The organism is Fluviicoccus keumensis, from assembly GCF_004217445.1.
GTDB classification, from domain to species: Bacteria; Pseudomonadota; Gammaproteobacteria; order Pseudomonadales; family Moraxellaceae; genus Fluviicoccus; species Fluviicoccus keumensis.
The window spans coordinates 28001-45628 of sequence record NZ_SHKX01000017.1 but is presented as its reverse complement, the minus strand read 5'-3'; the positions used below and the strand labels follow the sequence as shown (position 1 = coordinate 45628).

The window sequence follows — 17628 nt, the reverse complement described above, 5'->3', positions numbered from 1 at the left end:
AAGTCTCCTCGTGTGTTAACCACCGGCGGACCGCCCCGTAGTAGGGGCGATGGTCCAGAATGCCTGCAGGGCGCGCGCCGTCATGAAAGGCGCCTCAATCATCGGCAGGTGCCCTACCCCCGGCAGGATCGTCTGTGTTGCCCCCGGAATGACCCGGGCCATGGTCGCTGCCGATGAAACATCGAGCACACGATCCTGTTCGCCCCACAGCACAAGTGCCGGTATGCGGATGCGGGCAAATTCCTGTGCAGGATCAACGTCGACATCCAACATGTCCCAGAAGAGGCGATGATTGACGTGATAGCGATGCGCCAATTCCGCGTGCAGCAGGGGCGTTGCCAAGGCATTCAGACGCCCCCCACGCGACATTACCAGAGAAATCAGCTTGGTCGTTTCACCTAGCGTGCGCGGAATCAGTGCGTTGTGTCCGCTGGCGACGGCCTGCTCGAATAGGCTGGGGCGGGCCCCCGGGATGCCTGCGGCATTCATCAACGTGACCGAGCGCAGAACTTCGGGGTGCCGCGCGGCGACGACACCTGCGATACCGCCCCCCATCGAGCTTCCCACCAGATGCACCGGCTCACCGATGTGGCGATCAATGAAACGGGCGATACGCTCCGCTTGTTCCGCCAGACCGTAACGCACGTTACTGTTAAAGCGGCTTTCTCCGAAACCTGGCAGGTCAGGGGCGATGACGCGATAGCGGCGACCGATCAACGGCGCAAGCGTGAGCCAGTTTTCCTTGCTTGAGCCAAAACCATGCAATAGCAGTACCGGTTCTCCCTCCGTGCGACCACCTTCGATAAAAGCCAATCGATGATCCAATACCCAAACGTGCTGGCGGGTCATCCCCGTGAGCGCCGGTGAAAGGCGACGGAACGCTGTCGATACGAGATCAGCGCGAGGCCGCCAGCGCCGTAAACGGCGCTGGAATTTGGCAGTTGTTACATCCACGACCGCATTGCGCCGGTAGGAAACCGCCATCCCGGAAAATCCGGCAGGGGTCTGGGGCACTCTGTCATTGCAGGAATAGCTGGTCGACATTGGCTACCTCACACTCTCAAGACCACTTTTTGGCGGCATATTTGGTCAAACGCCCAAGTTGTGGTAAATTTACTTGGTCGGATGACCAAATGTCAAGTACAGAGTCATTAACCCCGACAAAACCACCCGAAACCCGGCGGCGCCGCCGCATTAACAACATGTGAACAGCAGGGCCTTTGCAGAGGCCGTTCTCCTGTATTTGGGAACGAACTCTCGCAGCGGAAGCCATGGCTGATTGCAAGGTGAGCATTGAGCATAATGAACAATACCTATGACTATATTGTGGTGGGTGCCGGCTCCGCCGGCTGTGTACTGGCCAACCGGCTGAGTGCTGACGGAAAAACAACGGTATGCCTGATTGAGGCGGGTCCGGCGGATAAATCCCCGTTCATTCACATTCCCTTTGGCATTATTGGCCTGATTCGTGAGGGGCGGCACAATTGGGGCTACTACACCGAGCCCGAACCCCACCTCGGCAATCGCCGCCTTTATTGGCCACGCGGCAAAACCCTGGGCGGCAGCAGCTCGATCAATGCGATGGTCTACATCCGCGGCAATCCCGCCGACTATGACGACTGGGCGGCAAGCGGATGCGACGGCTGGGGATGGCGGGATGTACTACCGATCTTCCGCGACCTGGAGCATAACGAAACCTGGGTAAACTCTGCCTTGCACGGCACACGCGGAGAATTGAACGTCGCCGATGGCCGCCACATCAATCCCCTATCGAAAGTCTTCCTTGAGGCCGGTCGCGAATGCGACTTACCGCTCAATCCCGACTTCAATGGTGATAAACAGGAAGGCGTTGGCTACTATCAGGTCACTCAAAAGGACGGGATGCGATATAGCAGTGCAAAAGCCTTTCTGACACCGGTGCTCAATCGAACGAACCTGACCGTCATGACACAAACACAAGCGACCGGCATTGGCCTTGCCAACGGCAGAGCCGTGAGTCTCGATGTGGTTCAACGTGGCAAAAAGCAGGTTCTGCACTGCAAGGAGGAAATCATCCTGTGCGGCGGCGCGATCAATTCGCCGCAACTACTGATGCTGTCTGGTATCGGGCCGCGTGCGGAACTGGAAAAGTGCCAGATCCCGGTCCGGCATGAGTTGCCAGGAGTCGGCCAGAATCTTCAAGATCATCTGGACACCACGGTGATCATCCACGACACCACCGCGCAGTCAATCGGCTTGTCGTTGCTGGCGCTGCCCCGCATGATTGCCGATATGTTCCGGTTCTGGTTTTCGCGGCGCGGCTTTCTGGCGTCCAATGCGGCGGAAACGGGGGCTTTCATCCCTCTGCCAACGGATCCGCCTGGCCGCCCTGGACTCCAGTTGCATTTCCTCCCCTCGTATTTGCGAGATCATGGACGCCAGTTTACCCTTGGCCATGGCTGCACGATTCACGCCTGCCAACTGCGCCCCCGCAGTCGCGGCGAAATCGGCCTGAGCAGTTCCGATCCGCTCGCCCCGCCCCGCATCCAGCCCAATTATTTATCGCATCCCGATGATGTGGCAGCCCTGTTACAGGCAACCAAGTGGGCGCGACGACTGTTCCAGTCGCGAGCCTTTGCGCCCGTCAACGGCGGCGAAGACACGCCTGGTGAGCAGGTACAAACAGATGAGGAGATCGTTGCTGATATCCGACAGCGTGCCGAAACCATCTACCACCCTGTTGGTACCTGTCGCATGGGTCGAGATGCTATGGCCGTGGTCGATCCGCAACTCCGGGTGTATGGTGTGCAAGGGTTGCGCGTTGCCGATGCCTCCATTATGCCCACCCTGATCGGCGGTAATACCAACGCCCCGTGCATGATGATCGGCGAGCAGTGCGCTCGGTTTATTCTGGCAGGACGCGGCACTTAGGGATGACGTGCTCACACAAGATAATCATGTGCTCACGCTGGGATGCTTGAAAATGAAGCACAAGCTCAATCCTTGCGCTTTGCGGATGAGGTGACTCCTTAAGGCCTTGCAACTGGCTTATTGCCAGTTGCAAATATTACAGACTCCTTAAAATCGGATCATGGATTCGATCAACTTTTACATCAACAATGGCGATACATGGGGAATACTATGCTGCCGAAGCTGCTGTGCGCCGGCCTGTTGCTGGCGATGACAACGATAGGTCACGCTGAAAACGATATTGACGATCTGCGCGACGGCGAATCTACCGACTGGTCGCTGATCAAACACGACATTAAACGCAATATCAAGGCGTACGACAAGAAGGAATATGGCAAACGCATGCGTTCGTTCAAGCTTGATGTCATCATTGATGCACCGCTGGAAAGTGTGGCTAGGGTTTACTACGACATCGACAACTATCACAAATGGTTCTGGCAGGTCAGCAATCCCAAAATCCTGAGAAAAGTTTCCGATACCGAGTTTTATTATTATCTGGAACACGGCGCGCCGATCGGCCTGCCTAACCGTGACGTCATTATTCACGCCCAGATTACTCCCTATTCGGCGTCACATCCCTACATCGAGTTCAGACTGAAGGCGATACCAGAATTTATTCCAGCTAAACCGCCGCTGGTGCGGATGCTCGCCGAGGATATGGTATGGAAATGGACACCCATCGACAAAAAATCGACCCATCTGGAAACCGAAGGCTATATAGATCCGGGCGGGTTGGCTCCGTCGTGGGCGATTACTGCCGTTCAGCGCCAGGCGCCGTATTACACCATGCTCGGCCTGCAACGCATGGTCAAGCTGCCGCAATACCTGACGCCCTCAACGCCGTCGCCGTTCAAGGTTTATGCGGATTAATGTCGGACAAAAGGTCAAAGCGTGTAACGTGAGCGAGAACTCGCTCGTGAAGCCAACCAGCACAGCTGCATGGCCTCCTTCGCAGAAGGTCTGCTTGACTGACTTTAGACACGATGCCGAAAAATTGGAGAAATAACATGGATAAATTTAATTACTCAGTGCCGACTATCGTTGCGCTGGCCTCAGGACTATCTTTCATGACACATACTTCTGCTTGCCGTTTTTGACGGCAGGAAATATCAGTCATTCTGGCGGTTAATAATAAGCAGTCAAATCAAATTTTTGAGCCAATTGCTTGACTGCAATCTCAGTGTCGATGTCCAAAGACGAATGCTGTATTCCCGCAAGGTAATCTGCTGGGCGATGTCGGAACGCATGACGGCGGACCTAGTCTGCGACGCCTTGCAGATGGCCTTGTGGAAGCGAAAGCAGCCACGCGGTGGATTGTCCACAGTGATCGAGGCAGCCAATATTGCTCCGGCGCTTACCAATCCCTGATTTCCCGGCATCAACTGCGGGGCAGCATGAGCGCCAAGGGCAACTGCTACGACAACGCCTGTGCGGAAAGCTTCTTTCATTCGTTGAAGGTGGAGGCATACATATTTATCTTCGCTAGACCACCGAAAAATTTGCTATTTCAAACCTACCACTGAATCTGAGCTCTTGTTGAAAAAGACTCCTGATCTCCTGGGTTGCCACGCGATTTTCCTAGCCTTACTCCATATCGGCGCAGTCCGGAGAGTGAGGTCAACGACAAGCATTGCGAATGCAAAACCTCTATCGACACAGCCAAATTATTACTTATTGATACAATAAAAATAACAATGTATCATGTTGTAATATTATGATTTGATACATGCCTACCGTGACATTTCGCACCACCCTAGTAACTTTCAGCTCCGTACTTGCCGGCTGCCATTCACTTCCTGAGCCTGTCCCGGCCGAAATCCGCAATCTGGAACCTCCTTCTTTCGTCACCCTGAAGAACTTCACACCATCCGATATCGCCACCATCGAAGCTGGCTATGAAACCATGCTCTGCGCCGGCTGCGAAGGAAACGCCGGCTTCACATCTGGCGATACGGTGTTCTGGATCCGTTTCAAACCCAGCACCCCGGATAACATCACTGTCGAAGAAAACCCGAAGTCCACCCTTAAGGCGATGCTTCAGGCAAAGAACTTCGGCTTTAACCAGTACCAACTCAATGGCGACCTGAGTCCCCTGCAAGCCATCCTGGATGCGGCCCGGCAATCTGTTATGCCAATCCGCATCATTGGCCACACGGACAACCTTGGGTCCGCCGGCTACAACCTGAAACTTTCCCGAAAACGCGCACAGGAAATTGCCGACTGGCTGATAGCACACGGCATCAACGCGGAACGCATTGCTGTCTCCGGAGAAGGTGAAAACACGCCGATCGCTTCCAACAAGACTTCAGAAGGTCGTGCCGCCAATCGTCGTGCGGAGGTCACACTCACTGTCATGGTGATGCCCTGATGCTGCAAGCCGTCGAAATCCCTGAAGACATTGACAGTCTTCCCCAAGTCCTGATGTGGGAACTGGATGAGTTCGGTATTGTTGTTGTTCTCTTTTATGCCGGATTGATTGCACATGAACTGCTTTATTCGCTCGGTGCCATCTATCTGTTCACCCGCTTTTACAGCCGTTTCAAGGGAGAGCGATTAGCCGGGTTTCACCTGCATGCGCCTTACCGTCTCGGTCTGATACCCCTCAATGCCCGATTTCCGAACGGCGGGATTCTGGAGTACCACTCGTGAAGTGGTCCAAGCTCAATAGCACCTGGCAATCCGCGGTCGCCAACAACCGACTGCTCATGATCAGCAATGTCGGTCTGACCGGCTTGGTCCTGGTGATGGGACTCAAGTTGGCCCAGACCCATGAACGCATCATCATCGTCCCCCCTACTGTAAACACACGCTATGAGATTGATTGGGACGGCGCCACTTCCGACTATTTCAAGGACATCGCCCTGTGGCTGACCGGGACCATTGGCACCATCAACAAGAACAACGCCGATTACGTCGTCACGGTTGTTACGCGCTTCATGGATCCGGCGATCAGCAAGACGGTATCCGAGTCACTGCGAACCTACGCCAGCAACCCCAGTGTCGCACTCAATAGCACCATGTCCTGGTTCGAAGCGAAAAGCATTGTCTGGGAGCCACCGACCAACCGGGTCTTTGTCTCCGGCAGTTTGTTCTCGCAATCCACTGGCAACCGTTCCGCCTCCAAGGACGTGACCTATGAGTACACCATGCAAATGGTTGGGGGAAAGCCACTGGTGACGGCGTTCACCAGCTACGAGGACACACCCCATACCCTGACCTGGCAACGCAAAAAGGATGAGGAGACACCATGATTCGTCATGCCACGGCCTTGAGCCTAATATTGATGTCTTCCGGCTTGCACGCTGAAGGCGCTACACCATTCAAGAATGCCGATGACATTCCTCCACCCGGTAAGCCGGTCGCGGCTGTCGTCCCCGCAGTTGCACCGACTGTCAGCCGTACCCCGGTAACGCAATCCCAAAAGAACAAGCGCTCATTGACCCAACCGCCTGTAGACAAGCCACCGTTGAAACTGGAGGACGGGGCTGCGCTGCGCCAACAGGTCATCAAGGTGTCCGGCAACGACAACCATGTGGTGACTGTCAGCAATACATTGGTGAACCGGATTGCTACCCCCTTCAAATCCCCAAGCCTTCTGGGCTCGGAGGGGATCGACTACAAGGTAGTAGGTCAGGACATCTATGTGGTTTTTCATGCCGACCAGCCGATTGGCGTCTTCGTACGTGAGGATGAGTCCGTCAATCCGAACAGCCCGGTTGCATCGCTGACGCTGGTGCCCAAGCCGGTTCCCGGTCAGAACATTGCGTTGCTTTTTGACAAGACGCCGACCGCGCCACGGGAGCATAAACCGGAGGAGCCCAACAGCTATCAGGATGGTATCCGTATCGCTTTGACCGACATCGTCATGGGCAACATCCCGGACGGCTACGCCGAAGGCAGCCTGAGTACCGGTATCGCACGGCTGGGAGGTCTGATGCTGACACCGGTCAAGGTCTATTCGGGAGCTGACCGCAATATCTATCAGTACGCTGTCGAGAACATTTCGGATGCCGTCATTGACCTGAATGAGCCTAGTTTTTTCCATGATGGGGTCAGGGCTGTCGCCTTCTTTCCGTCGGTTCGGCTGACACCCAAGGCCTCGACAACCGCCTACATCATGGCCGATACGGCGGAGCACTGACGATGGCCAATGCCCTGAAGGACAAATGGAACAGTTTTGAGCCTGAAACCCGCCGCAAATTGTTATTCGCAGGGATCGCAGCCGGGGCCGTCGGCTTCGTGCTGATCGCCGGGCCGAGTGCCGACAAAAAGGTCGCCCAGGAGGAGAAAGAACGTCAAATCCAGACAACCCAATTGGTCACCGGCACACCGCCAGAGCCGACGATTGATGATTTGCGGGCAGAAAACGCCGCACTTCAACAGGCGATGACCAGCGACTTCAACAAACAGCAGAAAGAACTGACCGATGCCAAGGTAGCCGCCCAACAGACGCAGGAAGAAGCAGCACGACTGCTTCAACAGCAAAACTCGGATCTTGCCACCCAGCTTGACACAATGCAGCAGGAACTCCGGCTGCTGAAAATGTCCAATGGCCGTACCAGCGAAAGCAATAGCATTGCCTTGCCGCCCTTGCCAGAGTTGGGCGACAGCACGCTCCCCGACTTCCCTGGCAGTCCTTCGGGTTCGGATGCAGCCACTAAGCCGACGAAACCGGTCAACACTTTGACCTACATTCGCAAGGAGGAGAACGCCAACGGCAATCCCTCTTCCTTATCCCCCGAGTTGTTGAAGCCTGTCCCTGCAGCATCCGAAGCACCTGCGTTCGCCAATTATCTGACCACCGGCTCCATTATCGAAGGTGTACTGCTGAACGGTATGGACGCCCCGGCGGAATTGCAGGGGCAGAAGAATCCGGTCCCCACCACGATCCGGGTCAAGGCGGAGGCCATCTTGCCGAATCGGTACCGTCAGGACATCCGTGAATGCTTTATCACCGCCTCGGGCTTTGGTGAGTTGAGCACCGAGCGGGCGCGGCTTCGCACCGAACGCATCGCCTGTATCAGCAAGGACGGCAAGGTTATGGACAGTAAGCTGTCCGGGTATGTAATCGGCGAAGACGGCAAAGTTGGCGTACGCGGCCGTGTCGTCACCAAACAAGGGGCGTTAATCGGGAAGACCATCCTTGCCAGCTTCTTGGGGCAACTGGGCGAGGGCCTGGCGCCCTCCCCGGTTTCTTCGCTGAACCTCTCCGGCTCCGGGACAACCCAGTTTCAACAGCCCAACCTCAAAGACCTGGCCACTTCCGGCGGATACCGTGGCGCTGCCAACGCGATGAACGAAGTGGCCCAGTTTTATCTGGACCTTGCCAAGCAAATGTTTCCGGTCATTGAAATTGATGCCGGACGCCACGTCAGCATCATCCTGATTGAAGGAGTCGGACTGTCCTCATGAACCACTTCCCTATCCGTCTGCTGGTTTTGGCCGGCGGCATGGCCGCGACACTTCCCGGATGCTCAACACTGGGCATCGGCAAGACCGAATTTGTCTGCCCCGGCATGCCCAGCGGTTTTGTCTGCAAAACACCGCGCGAAGTCTATGAGGCCACAAACAGCAACGACAACCTCAAAGTCAGCCCCTCAACTAATGGAACCGGAAACACCACAGCAGCGGGCGAGAGCTCATTTTCACGCCCCGTCTGGAAGACCGAGTCAGGCCCTATGCCCGTTCTTGAGCATGCTCAAGTTCTGAGAATCTGGATTGCGCCCTGGGTCGATGCACGCCAGACCCTGAATTGGCCCTCTTATGTCTTCACGGAAATCACACCTCGCAAATGGTCATTCGGCGGTGTCGAGTTCCATGCCCAGAAACCCTTAACCCCCATGGTCGCCGACTTTAAATCCGGCCAATCCACGCTCAAGGAGGATGCCCCCAACCCGACAAAAACCTCTTCCAGTTCTTCCGCGATGGAAGGCTCACGCGACTTTCAACTTCCCAGCAATCCTTAAAGGAAAATTTGCCATGACCAGTCTGTCTATTCCCATGCCCACCCTGCCTGTCTTCCGCAAGCCTGAAAACCTTCGCAAGCTGTCCACCCTCGGACTGGCCCTCATCGCGCTCGCGATTGTTGTCTTTGCCGGGGCCGATGCCCATGCGGTGACAGTTACTTCAGGCACTGGTGGAGCGGTTTCCGCGACCGGGACCACCGGCTCCGGTAACTTGCTCGCCGCCCCCGTTCTCTGGCTGCAACAGTTCATGAAAGGCACCGGTGGTTTGCTGGCGGCTTTGCTGGCCCTGATGTGGACTCTTTATGAAGCCTTCGTCAGTAAGGATGTCAAAGGCGCGGGTGTCGCCATTGGCGTCGGCCTGATCGCCATCTATGGCCCGACCGTGCTCGGCACTTTCTTCGGCGCGACCCTGTAAGGAAAGGCACGGCATGTTAGGCGCGGAGCGCATCAATCGGATACTCAAGCGGCATCGTGCCGAAGAGTCCTTCCCCGTTGTGGCAACGATCAATGACCATTTGTTCCTGTGTCATGACACGGAAAAGCAGTCCTTCATCGGCGCCTTTTTTGTCGGGCGTCCCATGACGGGGGTTGACCAGTCAGTCGTTGACAAGCTTCGCGCCGCTTTGTCCCAGAACTATCCGCCAGACACCTATATCCAGATCAACCTGCTTTCCACGCCCCACATCCACGAAGTGATCGATGGGTACCATACACCTAAAGTAAAACGAACCATGGGGAACCCTCAACTCACTGCCGGGCAGCGTGATGCCCTGCTGGAGTTGACCCGCCAACGTGCAGACTATCTTTTCAAGGGACGAATAGAGCCACATATCCGCTCCGTCGGCGTTCCCTGCCGGCTGAACCGGCTGCTGATCAGCATAAAGATCCCTTCCTCGATCAAACCGACTGAAGACAATGTCGCCCAGGCAGAGGAGTACGCCATCAAACTTCAGGAAAGTCTGCGCTCTGCGGGCATTCATGCCCGCAGAGCCTTGGCAGCCGACTACCTGAAGCAGTGCCGTTCCATCTTCTATCCTTTTGCCCGTTTTGATGACGGTTATGATGGGGATGATGAGCTGCGCAACCAGATGCTCACCCCCGGTACGCTGATCAGTACGATGGACAGCCGCACGCTGAAAGTCGACGACACCTACTACAAGATGCTCAGCGTGAAACGGCTGCCCAAATCAACCTCGCTAGCCTTGATGAACCAACTGATCGGCGAACCTGGCGGGCTGAACAACCAGCTAACGTCGCCTTATATGTTGTCCCTGATACTGCACTACCCCGACCAGATCAGCGGCCGGGGGACAGTTAAAAAAGAGCATGCCTGGATCAACCACCAGACCACCGGTTTCACTATCAAGTTCTCCCCGCGACTGGCCTTCAAGAAGAAAGGCTACGAACTGCTGTTCAATGAATTGGAGACCGGCGGGGTGTTGGCCAAGGCCACGCTCACCATGACACTAATGGGCGAAGAGCCTTCTCATCTCAATCGCCTGGCGGCCCAGTTGGAGACCTTCTATGCCTCCTACGGGCTAGAAATGGTGACCGACTCCCAGATTCTGTGGCCGTTGCTCTGGAACAATCTGCCCTTGTTCCCCTCGCCCACCTCGACCATGAATCTTTGCCGGCAGCGCACACTGACCGTCAATCAGGCGGTGCAGTTCCTGCCTCTCTTCAGTGACTGGACCGGGACAGCGGAGTCACCCTGCCAGATGTTCACGACCCGCCGGGGAGAATTGTTCGGGCTCGACATCTTCAGCAGCCGAACCAACTACAACGGGCTGATTTTTGGCGGCTCGGGCGGCGGCAAGTCATTCCTGACCCAGTCGTTCATCCTTGACGAATTGGCGCAGGGCGCCAAGGTGTGGGTGGTCGATCAGGGGCGATCCTATGAGAAATTGGCCAAGGCCATCGACGGTGAGTTCATCGCCTTTCATCACAACAGCCGGATCTGCCTCAACCCTTTCACCCATGTGGTCGATATCGACGACGAGGTGGAAATGCTGACCATTTTCTTGGAGAAAATGTCCGCTCCGCGCGAAGGCCTGGATGACTATCGCCGGGCGCGCCTCACCGAAGCGATCAAGGCGGTCTGGAGCAGTCGCGGCTGTGAGATGACCATTACCGATGTTCAGGAGTACCTCTACGCACAGAAGGAAGACCGGGTCCGTGACATTGCCGTTCAACTCTTCCCGTTCACTCGACAGGGGCAGTTCGGTTACTGGTTCGATGGCCGAAACAACCTGCGGTTTCAGAAGAATTTTGTTGTCCTCGAACTGGACGATCTGAAGCAGCAGGAAGTGCTGCAAAAAGTTGTCTTGATGTTGCTGGTATCCCGCATTCAGTACGAGATGTACAACCACACCCGACTGGAACGGAAACTGGCTATCTTCGATGAGGCGAAGGAATACCTCGAAGATCCCATCACCGCCCGATTTCTGGCGGACGGCTACAGACGTTTCCGGAAGCTGAACGGCTCCGCCTGGCTGGTCACCCAGTCTCTAAAGGATGTCGATAGCAGCCCCGGCATGAATGCGATTGTCAGCAACGCGGCCTTCAAAATCATCCTGCCGCAGGAGGCCTCGGAGGTCGAGCGGCTGGCGGACAGCAAGCTGCTGCCGCTCGACCCCTACACCCTGCGCCAGATGAAGTCGGTGCAGACCGTCCCCGGCCTGTACTCTGAAATCATGGTCATGCAAGGCAATGCCTGGGGCATTGTTCGACTGACCTTACCCCGCTATCTGCAAATCCTGTTTTCCACGCGAGGACTGGAACGAACGACAATCTTCGAAGCGCTTCATCAGGGTGTTTCGGTGGATCAGGCCATCCGCACCTTTATCAAAGAACACGGTTAACTCCATGACGACACCTCTAATCCCCACCGAGACCGGCGGTCGGTCTCGTTTTGACCTATGGTTCGTGACCTGCAGCCTGCTGTTGATCGGCGCCGCCGGATACGGACTTTACAAGTTCCGAGTCGTGACAAATCCCTTCACCCCGAAGGTCGTCATTTTTGATGCTGAGAAACTGTTTACCGCGAAAGCCGCCCAGGTCGCCCACAGTCCTGTAGCGCGACCGGAAACCATCCAGACGGATGCCGCTTCGGTAATCGCCGGTATCAAGCAGGAACTTCGGCTGTACCAGGATCGTGGATTCATCGTACTCAATGCCAGTCAGGTTATGGCCTGGCCGGCGGCACAGGACATCACTCCTGATATCGCCCGAAACCTGCATATCAACTTGCCGGAGACGCCATGATCCTTACTGCCGTGCAATCCCGATGGATGAAATTGGTCGAAGCGACCCGGGGAAAAGGACATCAGGTCGCATGGGTAATTGTCGGCTACTTTGCGGCCATGCTCTTGGGCCGCGCGGCTTTCACTACACTCACCGATCACTATCAACTGGCTATCGAGGCCGGGAAAAACCCTTCCAACAATCACTATCTTTTCGTGCTCCACAAGGAGTCCATCGACATCCACACCCTGAAACCGGGGGACTATGTTTCCTTCCACAGCGGCAGGCTTGAGCCCTATATCAGCCGTGATGCCGTCATCACGAAGCAGGTCCGCGGGCTTCCGGGTGATGAAATCCGGATTGCGCGGGACAAGCTCTACATCAACGGCTTGTTCAGCGGAAACTTGAACTTGCTGACTCGCCTGCAAAAGCCGTCCGGTGCATACGACCAAACCTATCGTGTTCCGGCCAATCATATTTTTGTGCTCGGCAGTCACCCCCGCTCCTATGACAGCCGCTATTGGGGAGTGCTGCATGTTCGCGAGGTCTTTGCCCGTGCCACGCCGATTCTCTTCTAAGTGGATGGTCTGCCTGCTGGCGCTTAGCAAGTGCACTATGGCTAGCGACAGCCGTGGCTATTACGACACTAAGGCAGAAGGGTGGTTCTGGTATCAAGACCCCAAGGAATCTGGGCGTGTGGCCCCGGCACCGTCGACCCCACCTGCCGCACCGCCAGTTTTTTCGACGACCTGGATGCGCGCCAATATGGATCGACTGAGGGATGAAGCCATTGATCACCCCACGGATGCCCAAGGCAATCCTTCGAAGGCAGTTATCGCCTACATGTACCTGCAACGGGTTGCCATGGACAAGGCCCAAAACTTTGCCAATGCGGCCGAACGAGCAGTGCAGGCTGACCCGCTGTTGGATGAAAACAACCGGATTCCCTTCGGCACAGCAGCGGCCGGCCTTTTTAACCGGACGCTGGATCAGGACAAGAAAGGAGCATTGAACGCTTTGACCCGGCAAACCGGCCTTTGGTTCTTTTTTGATTCCCGCTGCACCTTTTGCTCGGCTCAGTTTGAAGTGCTGCAGCGCTTCACCCGCAAACATCCCTTCCGGGTACGTTACATATCCCTCGACCATAAACCGCTACCCGGCATGACAAGCTGGTCACCGGATCAGGGTCAGGCCAAATTGCTGCAATTGAAGATCACCCCGACCGTGGTCTTGATCCGACCCCCCAACCATTTCTATGTCATCAGCCAGGGTCTGTCACCGGAAGAAACGCTGGCACGGAAAATTCTGCTGGTCGCTGATAGCCAGAAATTGTTACCGCCCGATCAGTTGAAGGCCGCCCGCCCCTATGACAAAGGGGTGCTGACGACGGATCAACTGCAATCCACTTCTCCCCGACAGCTGAACCCGGACAATCCGGACGCCTGGGTGGACTATCTGCAAAAGAATCTGCGCGGAGACTACTGATGCGCCTCCCCCCCAAGTCTATGGCGATACTGATTGCCGCGACGCTGCTGAACGGCGCCGCCCACGCCGATAGCCTCGACAGCCTTCTCGACGGCATGTACGTCAATACCACCAATCCCAGTGTCTATCATTCGCAGACACGCGGCGGCATCGTCGGTGGCAGCATTGTCGCCCGTGCGCCGATCCGTTCGGTTAATTTGCTTAGCGTAGATCCTCCGCGTGTCAACGCCGGCTGCGGCGGCATCGACATGTACATGGGCTCCTTCTCGTACATCAATTCCGACCAGATCGTCGCTACGCTGCGTGCGGTCGGCCAGAATGCCAAGGGGTTGCTGTTTCAGATGGCACTAGAAGCCATCAACAGCTTCCTCGGCTCAAAGATCACCCATTTCATGGATGCCATGCAGAAGATGAACCAGTCCCTGCGCAACACCTGTGAAATTGCCCAGAAGACTTTGTCCGTCACCAAGGATTTTTTTAACGATCCCAAGAAAACCGCTACTGAAGCCGGCAAGGCCATTGGCACCAACCTCGGCACGTTCGAGGACTCCGCATCGGCCTGGTTCAATGAGTTTACCAAGCCGGATGCCGCCACCCTGATAGGCAATCCGTCCACGCTTTCTGCTGCGGCGCTCAAGGAAGCCAGCCAGAATCCGGCCATCGGCAACCTCGCCTGGCGTGCATTCTTCCGCTCTGGCGCCGCCGACCGTATCGGAGACGCCAACTCACCGGTAACCGGATTTAACGGCAGCAACAGCAATCGCAAGGTAATCGAGTTGCTGATGAATCTGACAGGGACACTGGTAGTCAGCACCTCGGAGGCTGCAAATTTGGGCAATGACGGTCAGCCGGTCTGTGGTGGAAAAAGCTCAGGCTCCGGAAATGTGTCCTGTACTCAGGCTGCCCGGCCGGAAACCGCCAGGTTGATCAACCTCGATAACCTGATGAACCCGGACGGACTCGATATCAACGGCTGCGGCAGCGCCAATCTCGATCTGGAAACCGAACTGGGCTGTCAGGATATTGTCCGCAAGCCCATGTCCGCTTTGTTCGGCGGTACCGACAGACTGGTCAACAAGATGCTCTTCGGAATCGACAAGGCATCCATCTCGGAAGCTGAAATTGATGGGGCCACTGACGGCATCCTTTACCGACTGACGCACAATCAAGCACTCACTCAGCCGCAACTGAATTTCCTGAGCAATATCCATATCCCGCTGTTACGCTTTCTGGTCAAGGTGCAACGCGACCCTGCCGCCGTCCGCAAGGTGGCGCAGGATTCGGCCCGAATCATCTCTCAAGATATGGCTATCCAGATGGCCAAGGCCATGGTCACGGCAGCAGAAAGCGCTTGGAATGGAAAGGACGTAAAAGTGAACAAGCCTGAGTTTGTGGACGGCAATCTGGAAAGCTTTCGGCGGGAAATCATGCAGAAAGAGGGATCGTTTACGGAACGCGCCAATACGGTCATCGCCCTCAACACCTATACCACCGAGATATACCAAGGATTGCCAACGGCTTCTTTCATCCGGACCTCCCCGCTGAGGGTTGGTGGAGGCCGCTGAATGACAACTCTAGTTATTGCCGAAAAACCCTCTGTGGCGCAGGGTTTGGCCAAGCACCTAGGACAGGTGAAACGTCATGAAGGCTACCTCAGCACTGGCCAATACCTCATCACCTGGTGTTTCGGTCACTTAATGGAGTTGGCTGAGCCCCATGTTTATGACGCCCGTTTCAAGAAATGGAATGCCGCCGATCTTCCGATACTGCCAGAACAGGTTAAGGTGCTGCCGAAGTCCGACAAGGGCTCGCGGGCGCAATTAAAAGTCATTGGCAGCTTGCTGAAAGACGTTGATACCGTCATTCATGCCGGAGACCCTGACCGCGAAGGCCAACTCCTGGTGGACTGGGTACTGCTTCACTGCAAGAACCGGAAACCGGTTCAACGGATCTGGCTGGCGGCGCAGGACAGCGCCTCTATCCAGAAGGCATTCCAACAACTCAAGAGCAATCAGCTTTACCTGCCGCTATTCCAGGCGGCGCAAACACGGGCAGTCGCTGACTGGCTGGTCGGGATGAATCTGTCACGCGCGTTCACGCTTGCCGCCCAGCAAAAGGGCTATCAAGGCGTCGTCAGTATCGGACGGGTCCAGACGCCCACACTGGCCCTGGTGGTCATGCGTGATCTGGATATCGAGAACTTCGTCAGCAAAACATATTATGTGCCGATGATGCATGTCGGCGTGTCAGGCGGGAGTTTTTGGGCGACTTGGGTGGCACCGGACAGCCTGAGGGAGCGTTTTCCAGATGGCAAGATCACTGACAAAGGATACGCAGAATCACTCCTTCAACTTCCAGAACTAGGCCGTATTTCTCTCCTGGATCAGCAGCGCTTGCACACAGCGCCGCCTCTGCCCTACCGTTTGTCACGATTGCAAAAAGATGCCAGCGCCCGCTTCGGACTCAAGGCTGACGAGGTGTTGGCGATCTGCCAGAGCCTGTATGAAAAGCACAAGCTGACGTCTTACCCTCGCACGGATTGCGATTATCTGCCTGAGTCGCAACATGCCGAGGCCGGTTCGATTCTGAGTGTGCTGACGACCATTTATCCCGGGTTGTCAGACCTGTTGCAGAAAGCCGATCCTGCTCTTAAATCGGCTGCCTGGAACGACAAAAAGGTGACAGCCCACCATGCAATCATCCCGGTCCGCGGTGACGGCGCCACTGTCGCCAGCCTGAGCGACAAAGAGATGAAGGTTTACGACCTGATCGTTCGAACCTATGTGGCACAGTTTTATCCTCCCTATGAATATGAGAAAACGGTTGTGGAGGCCACGGTTGCCGCCGATGTTTTCCGTGCCAGTGGCCACCGGCCATTGCTGCCAGGCTGGAAGGTATTGTTTCCTCCAAAGGGGAAGACCAAGGACAACTCGGAAGAAGACTCTGATGTAGAAACGGTGATACCGGCAATCGATTTGGGTGAGCCCGCTCATAATCTGGCGGTTGAAGCGCGCCAAAAGCAAACCTCGCCTCCCAAGCCCTATACGGATGGGACGTTGATTGCCGATATGGAGAGTGTGCACCGGGTTGTCGCTGCCAAGACCCAGACTGTGGACAACAAGTGGCTAAAGCTGTTGAAAGAAAATGCGGGTCTGGGAACCGAAGCCACGCGAGCACGGATCATTACCGTGCTCTTGGAGCGAGGATTTCTGACTCGCGCCGGCAAGAACCTGATTGCCACCGCTACCGGCCGTTCCTTGATTCAAGCGCTGCCGAAGGAAGTGAAAAGCCCTATCGCCACCGCGATGATGGAGCAGGAGTTGTCAGCCATTGAAAAGGAAGGCCATGACAGCCAAAGCTTTCTTCAGAAACAGCGTGAGGCTCTGACACGACTCGTCGTCTTAGCCGCCGAGACGCCAATCATTTTAGAGAAGAGGGACAATGACGGCTCCTCAATAGAACGACGCGATAAAGGGAAGTCTGGAAAATCCAATAGCCGTCCCCGGAAGTCGACTGCTGTAAACGAGGCCCGACAATCCAGTAACACTGAAGCTCCATCCGCCAAGTGTTGCCCAGCCTGCGGCAAGCCCATGCAATTGCGCCACCGAAAGTCTGACGGCCAGGCCTTCACTCATACCCATATACTTAGGGATGCCTCGACTTTGTGTCAGATGGAGAGACTCGATGATTTCAACCTGGACTCAAATTGATCCCATCAAGCGTCGGTATCGCTTCTACCAGATCAGTATGGAGCCAGACCTTTTTGCTGACTGGCGGATACGGCTTGAGTGGGGGCGCATCAACGCAAAGAAAAGGCAACAGCAGATCAAGATTTTTGAGAACGAATCCACTGCTATGGCGTTCTTAGAACAGCAGGAAAGAAAGAGAGCTCGACGCGGTTACCTCCTTGTTCCTGGATGATGTTTCTCAGCTATTGGCATAGCAGTGTCTTCGCCGTAGAGTTGTTGCTCTCCAAAACCGTCAA

At 55.7% G+C, this 17628-nt stretch carries 17 protein-coding genes and 1 pseudogene; 17 read left to right on the top strand and 1 reads right to left on the bottom strand.

The features are described 5' to 3' along the window. Positions 1 to 15 precede the first annotated feature (15 nt). Positions 16 to 984 carry an alpha/beta fold hydrolase gene (locus tag EV700_RS16130; RefSeq protein WP_165391529.1) on the bottom strand — a complete coding sequence of 323 codons (969 nt, stop codon included), beginning with the start codon at positions 982 to 984 and terminating at the stop codon, positions 16 to 18. A 318-nt stretch (positions 985 to 1302) separates the two neighbouring features. Between EV700_RS16130 and EV700_RS16125 the strand changes: the two genes are divergently transcribed. The 17 genes and pseudogenes from EV700_RS16125 (at position 1303) to EV700_RS16045 (ending at position 17564) form a co-directional block, all read left to right on the top strand. Beyond that, positions 1303 to 2910 carry a GMC family oxidoreductase gene (locus EV700_RS16125; RefSeq protein WP_207224707.1) on the top strand — a complete coding sequence of 536 codons (1608 nt, stop codon included), beginning with the start codon at positions 1303 to 1305 and terminating at the stop codon, positions 2908 to 2910. A gap of 210 nt (positions 2911 to 3120) precedes the next feature. After that, entirely contained in the window at positions 3121 to 3819 is a 699-nt protein-coding gene (locus EV700_RS16120; RefSeq protein ID WP_130415723.1) for an SRPBCC family protein, read from the top strand. A 333-nt stretch (positions 3820 to 4152) separates the two neighbouring features. Beyond that, positions 4153 to 4412 (top strand): annotated as a pseudogene (locus EV700_RS16115) (DDE-type integrase/transposase/recombinase); the annotation flags it as partial. Between the two features lie 263 nt (positions 4413 to 4675). Next, entirely contained in the window at positions 4676 to 5317 is a 642-nt protein-coding gene (locus tag EV700_RS16110) for an OmpA family protein (RefSeq protein ID WP_130415721.1), read from the top strand. After that, complete coding sequence (gene traL / locus EV700_RS16105; protein WP_130415719.1) at positions 5317 to 5598, top strand: type IV conjugative transfer system protein TraL; 282 nt, start codon at positions 5317 to 5319, stop codon at positions 5596 to 5598. Before EV700_RS16110 ends, traL begins: the two co-directional genes overlap by 1 nt. Next, positions 5595 to 6200 (top strand): TraE/TraK family type IV conjugative transfer system protein, encoded by a 606-nt coding sequence (locus EV700_RS16100; RefSeq protein ID WP_130415717.1) that lies wholly within the window; start codon positions 5595 to 5597, stop codon positions 6198 to 6200. Before traL ends, EV700_RS16100 begins: the two co-directional genes overlap by 4 nt. Then, complete coding sequence (locus EV700_RS16095) at positions 6197 to 7090, top strand: TraK domain-containing protein (protein ID WP_130415715.1); 894 nt, start codon at positions 6197 to 6199, stop codon at positions 7088 to 7090. Before EV700_RS16100 ends, EV700_RS16095 begins: the two co-directional genes overlap by 4 nt. Before the next feature lie 2 nt (positions 7091 to 7092). After that, on the top strand, positions 7093 to 8361 hold the full coding sequence (locus EV700_RS16090; RefSeq protein ID WP_130415713.1) for a TraB/VirB10 family protein: 1269 nt from the start codon (positions 7093 to 7095) through the stop codon (positions 8359 to 8361). Continuing rightward, positions 8358 to 8915, top strand: a complete 558-nt coding sequence (locus EV700_RS16085) for a TraV family lipoprotein (RefSeq protein WP_130415711.1) — start codon at positions 8358 to 8360, stop codon at positions 8913 to 8915. The genes EV700_RS16090 and EV700_RS16085 overlap by 4 nt, the downstream gene beginning before the upstream one ends. 13 nt (positions 8916 to 8928) lie before the next feature. Next, positions 8929 to 9330: a hypothetical protein gene (locus EV700_RS16080; RefSeq protein ID WP_130415709.1), complete on the top strand. Its 402-nt coding sequence runs from the start codon at positions 8929 to 8931 to the stop codon at positions 9328 to 9330. 13 nt (positions 9331 to 9343) lie between these two features. Then, positions 9344 to 11776 carry a type IV secretion system protein TraC gene (gene traC / locus EV700_RS16075; protein ID WP_165391528.1) on the top strand — a complete coding sequence of 811 codons (2433 nt, stop codon included), beginning with the start codon at positions 9344 to 9346 and terminating at the stop codon, positions 11774 to 11776. Positions 11777 to 11840: 64 nt separating this feature from the next. Continuing rightward, positions 11841 to 12179: a hypothetical protein gene (locus EV700_RS16070; protein ID WP_130415705.1), complete on the top strand. Its 339-nt coding sequence runs from the start codon at positions 11841 to 11843 to the stop codon at positions 12177 to 12179. Next, positions 12176 to 12736 (top strand): signal peptidase I, encoded by a 561-nt coding sequence (gene lepB, locus EV700_RS16065; RefSeq protein ID WP_130415703.1) that lies wholly within the window; start codon positions 12176 to 12178, stop codon positions 12734 to 12736. The genes EV700_RS16070 and lepB overlap by 4 nt, the downstream gene beginning before the upstream one ends. A 37-nt stretch (positions 12737 to 12773) precedes the next feature. Then, a complete protein-coding gene (locus EV700_RS16060) occupies positions 12774 to 13643 on the top strand; it encodes a conjugal transfer protein TraF (RefSeq protein ID WP_165391526.1) in 870 nt (289 codons plus the stop codon). After that, positions 13643 to 15208, top strand: coding sequence for a conjugal transfer protein TraH (locus EV700_RS16055; protein WP_130415698.1), 1566 nt, complete (start codon positions 13643 to 13645; stop codon positions 15206 to 15208). Before EV700_RS16060 ends, EV700_RS16055 begins: the two co-directional genes overlap by 1 nt. Beyond that, positions 15209 to 17353, top strand: coding sequence for a DNA topoisomerase 3 (locus EV700_RS16050; protein WP_130415696.1), 2145 nt, complete (start codon positions 15209 to 15211; stop codon positions 17351 to 17353). Next, positions 17328 to 17564, top strand: coding sequence for a WGR domain-containing protein (locus EV700_RS16045; RefSeq protein ID WP_165391525.1), 237 nt, complete (start codon positions 17328 to 17330; stop codon positions 17562 to 17564). Before EV700_RS16050 ends, EV700_RS16045 begins: the two co-directional genes overlap by 26 nt. Positions 17565 to 17628 lie beyond the last annotated feature (64 nt).

Excerpts from the sequence above, each read along its gene's own strand:
- EV700_RS16080 (WP_130415709.1), top strand. The coding sequence starts at position 8,929 with ATGACCAGTCTGTCTATTCCCATGCCCACCCTGCCTGTCTTCCGCAAG.
- EV700_RS16060 (WP_165391526.1), top strand. The coding sequence starts at position 12,774 with ATGGCTAGCGACAGCCGTGGCTATTACGACACTAAGGCAGAAGGGTGG.
- EV700_RS16085 (WP_130415711.1), top strand. The coding sequence starts at position 8,358 with ATGAACCACTTCCCTATCCGTCTGCTGGTTTTGGCCGGCGGCATGGCC.
- EV700_RS16130 (WP_165391529.1), bottom strand. The coding sequence starts at position 984 with ATGGCGGTTTCCTACCGGCGCAATGCGGTCGTGGATGTAACAACTGCC.
- EV700_RS16120 (WP_130415723.1), top strand. The coding sequence starts at position 3,121 with ATGCTGCCGAAGCTGCTGTGCGCCGGCCTGTTGCTGGCGATGACAACG.
- EV700_RS16125 (WP_207224707.1), top strand. The coding sequence starts at position 1,303 with ATGAACAATACCTATGACTATATTGTGGTGGGTGCCGGCTCCGCCGGC.
- lepB (WP_130415703.1), top strand. The coding sequence starts at position 12,176 with ATGATCCTTACTGCCGTGCAATCCCGATGGATGAAATTGGTCGAAGCG.
- EV700_RS16055 (WP_130415698.1), top strand. The coding sequence starts at position 13,643 with ATGCGCCTCCCCCCCAAGTCTATGGCGATACTGATTGCCGCGACGCTG.
- traL (WP_130415719.1), top strand. The coding sequence starts at position 5,317 with ATGCTGCAAGCCGTCGAAATCCCTGAAGACATTGACAGTCTTCCCCAA.
- EV700_RS16110 (WP_130415721.1), top strand. The coding sequence starts at position 4,676 with ATGCCTACCGTGACATTTCGCACCACCCTAGTAACTTTCAGCTCCGTA.
- EV700_RS16050 (WP_130415696.1), top strand. The coding sequence starts at position 15,209 with ATGACAACTCTAGTTATTGCCGAAAAACCCTCTGTGGCGCAGGGTTTG.
- EV700_RS16090 (WP_130415713.1), top strand. The coding sequence starts at position 7,093 with ATGGCCAATGCCCTGAAGGACAAATGGAACAGTTTTGAGCCTGAAACC.
- EV700_RS16045 (WP_165391525.1), top strand. The coding sequence starts at position 17,328 with ATGATTTCAACCTGGACTCAAATTGATCCCATCAAGCGTCGGTATCGC.
- EV700_RS16095 (WP_130415715.1), top strand. The coding sequence starts at position 6,197 with ATGATTCGTCATGCCACGGCCTTGAGCCTAATATTGATGTCTTCCGGC.
- traC (WP_165391528.1), top strand. The coding sequence starts at position 9,344 with ATGTTAGGCGCGGAGCGCATCAATCGGATACTCAAGCGGCATCGTGCC.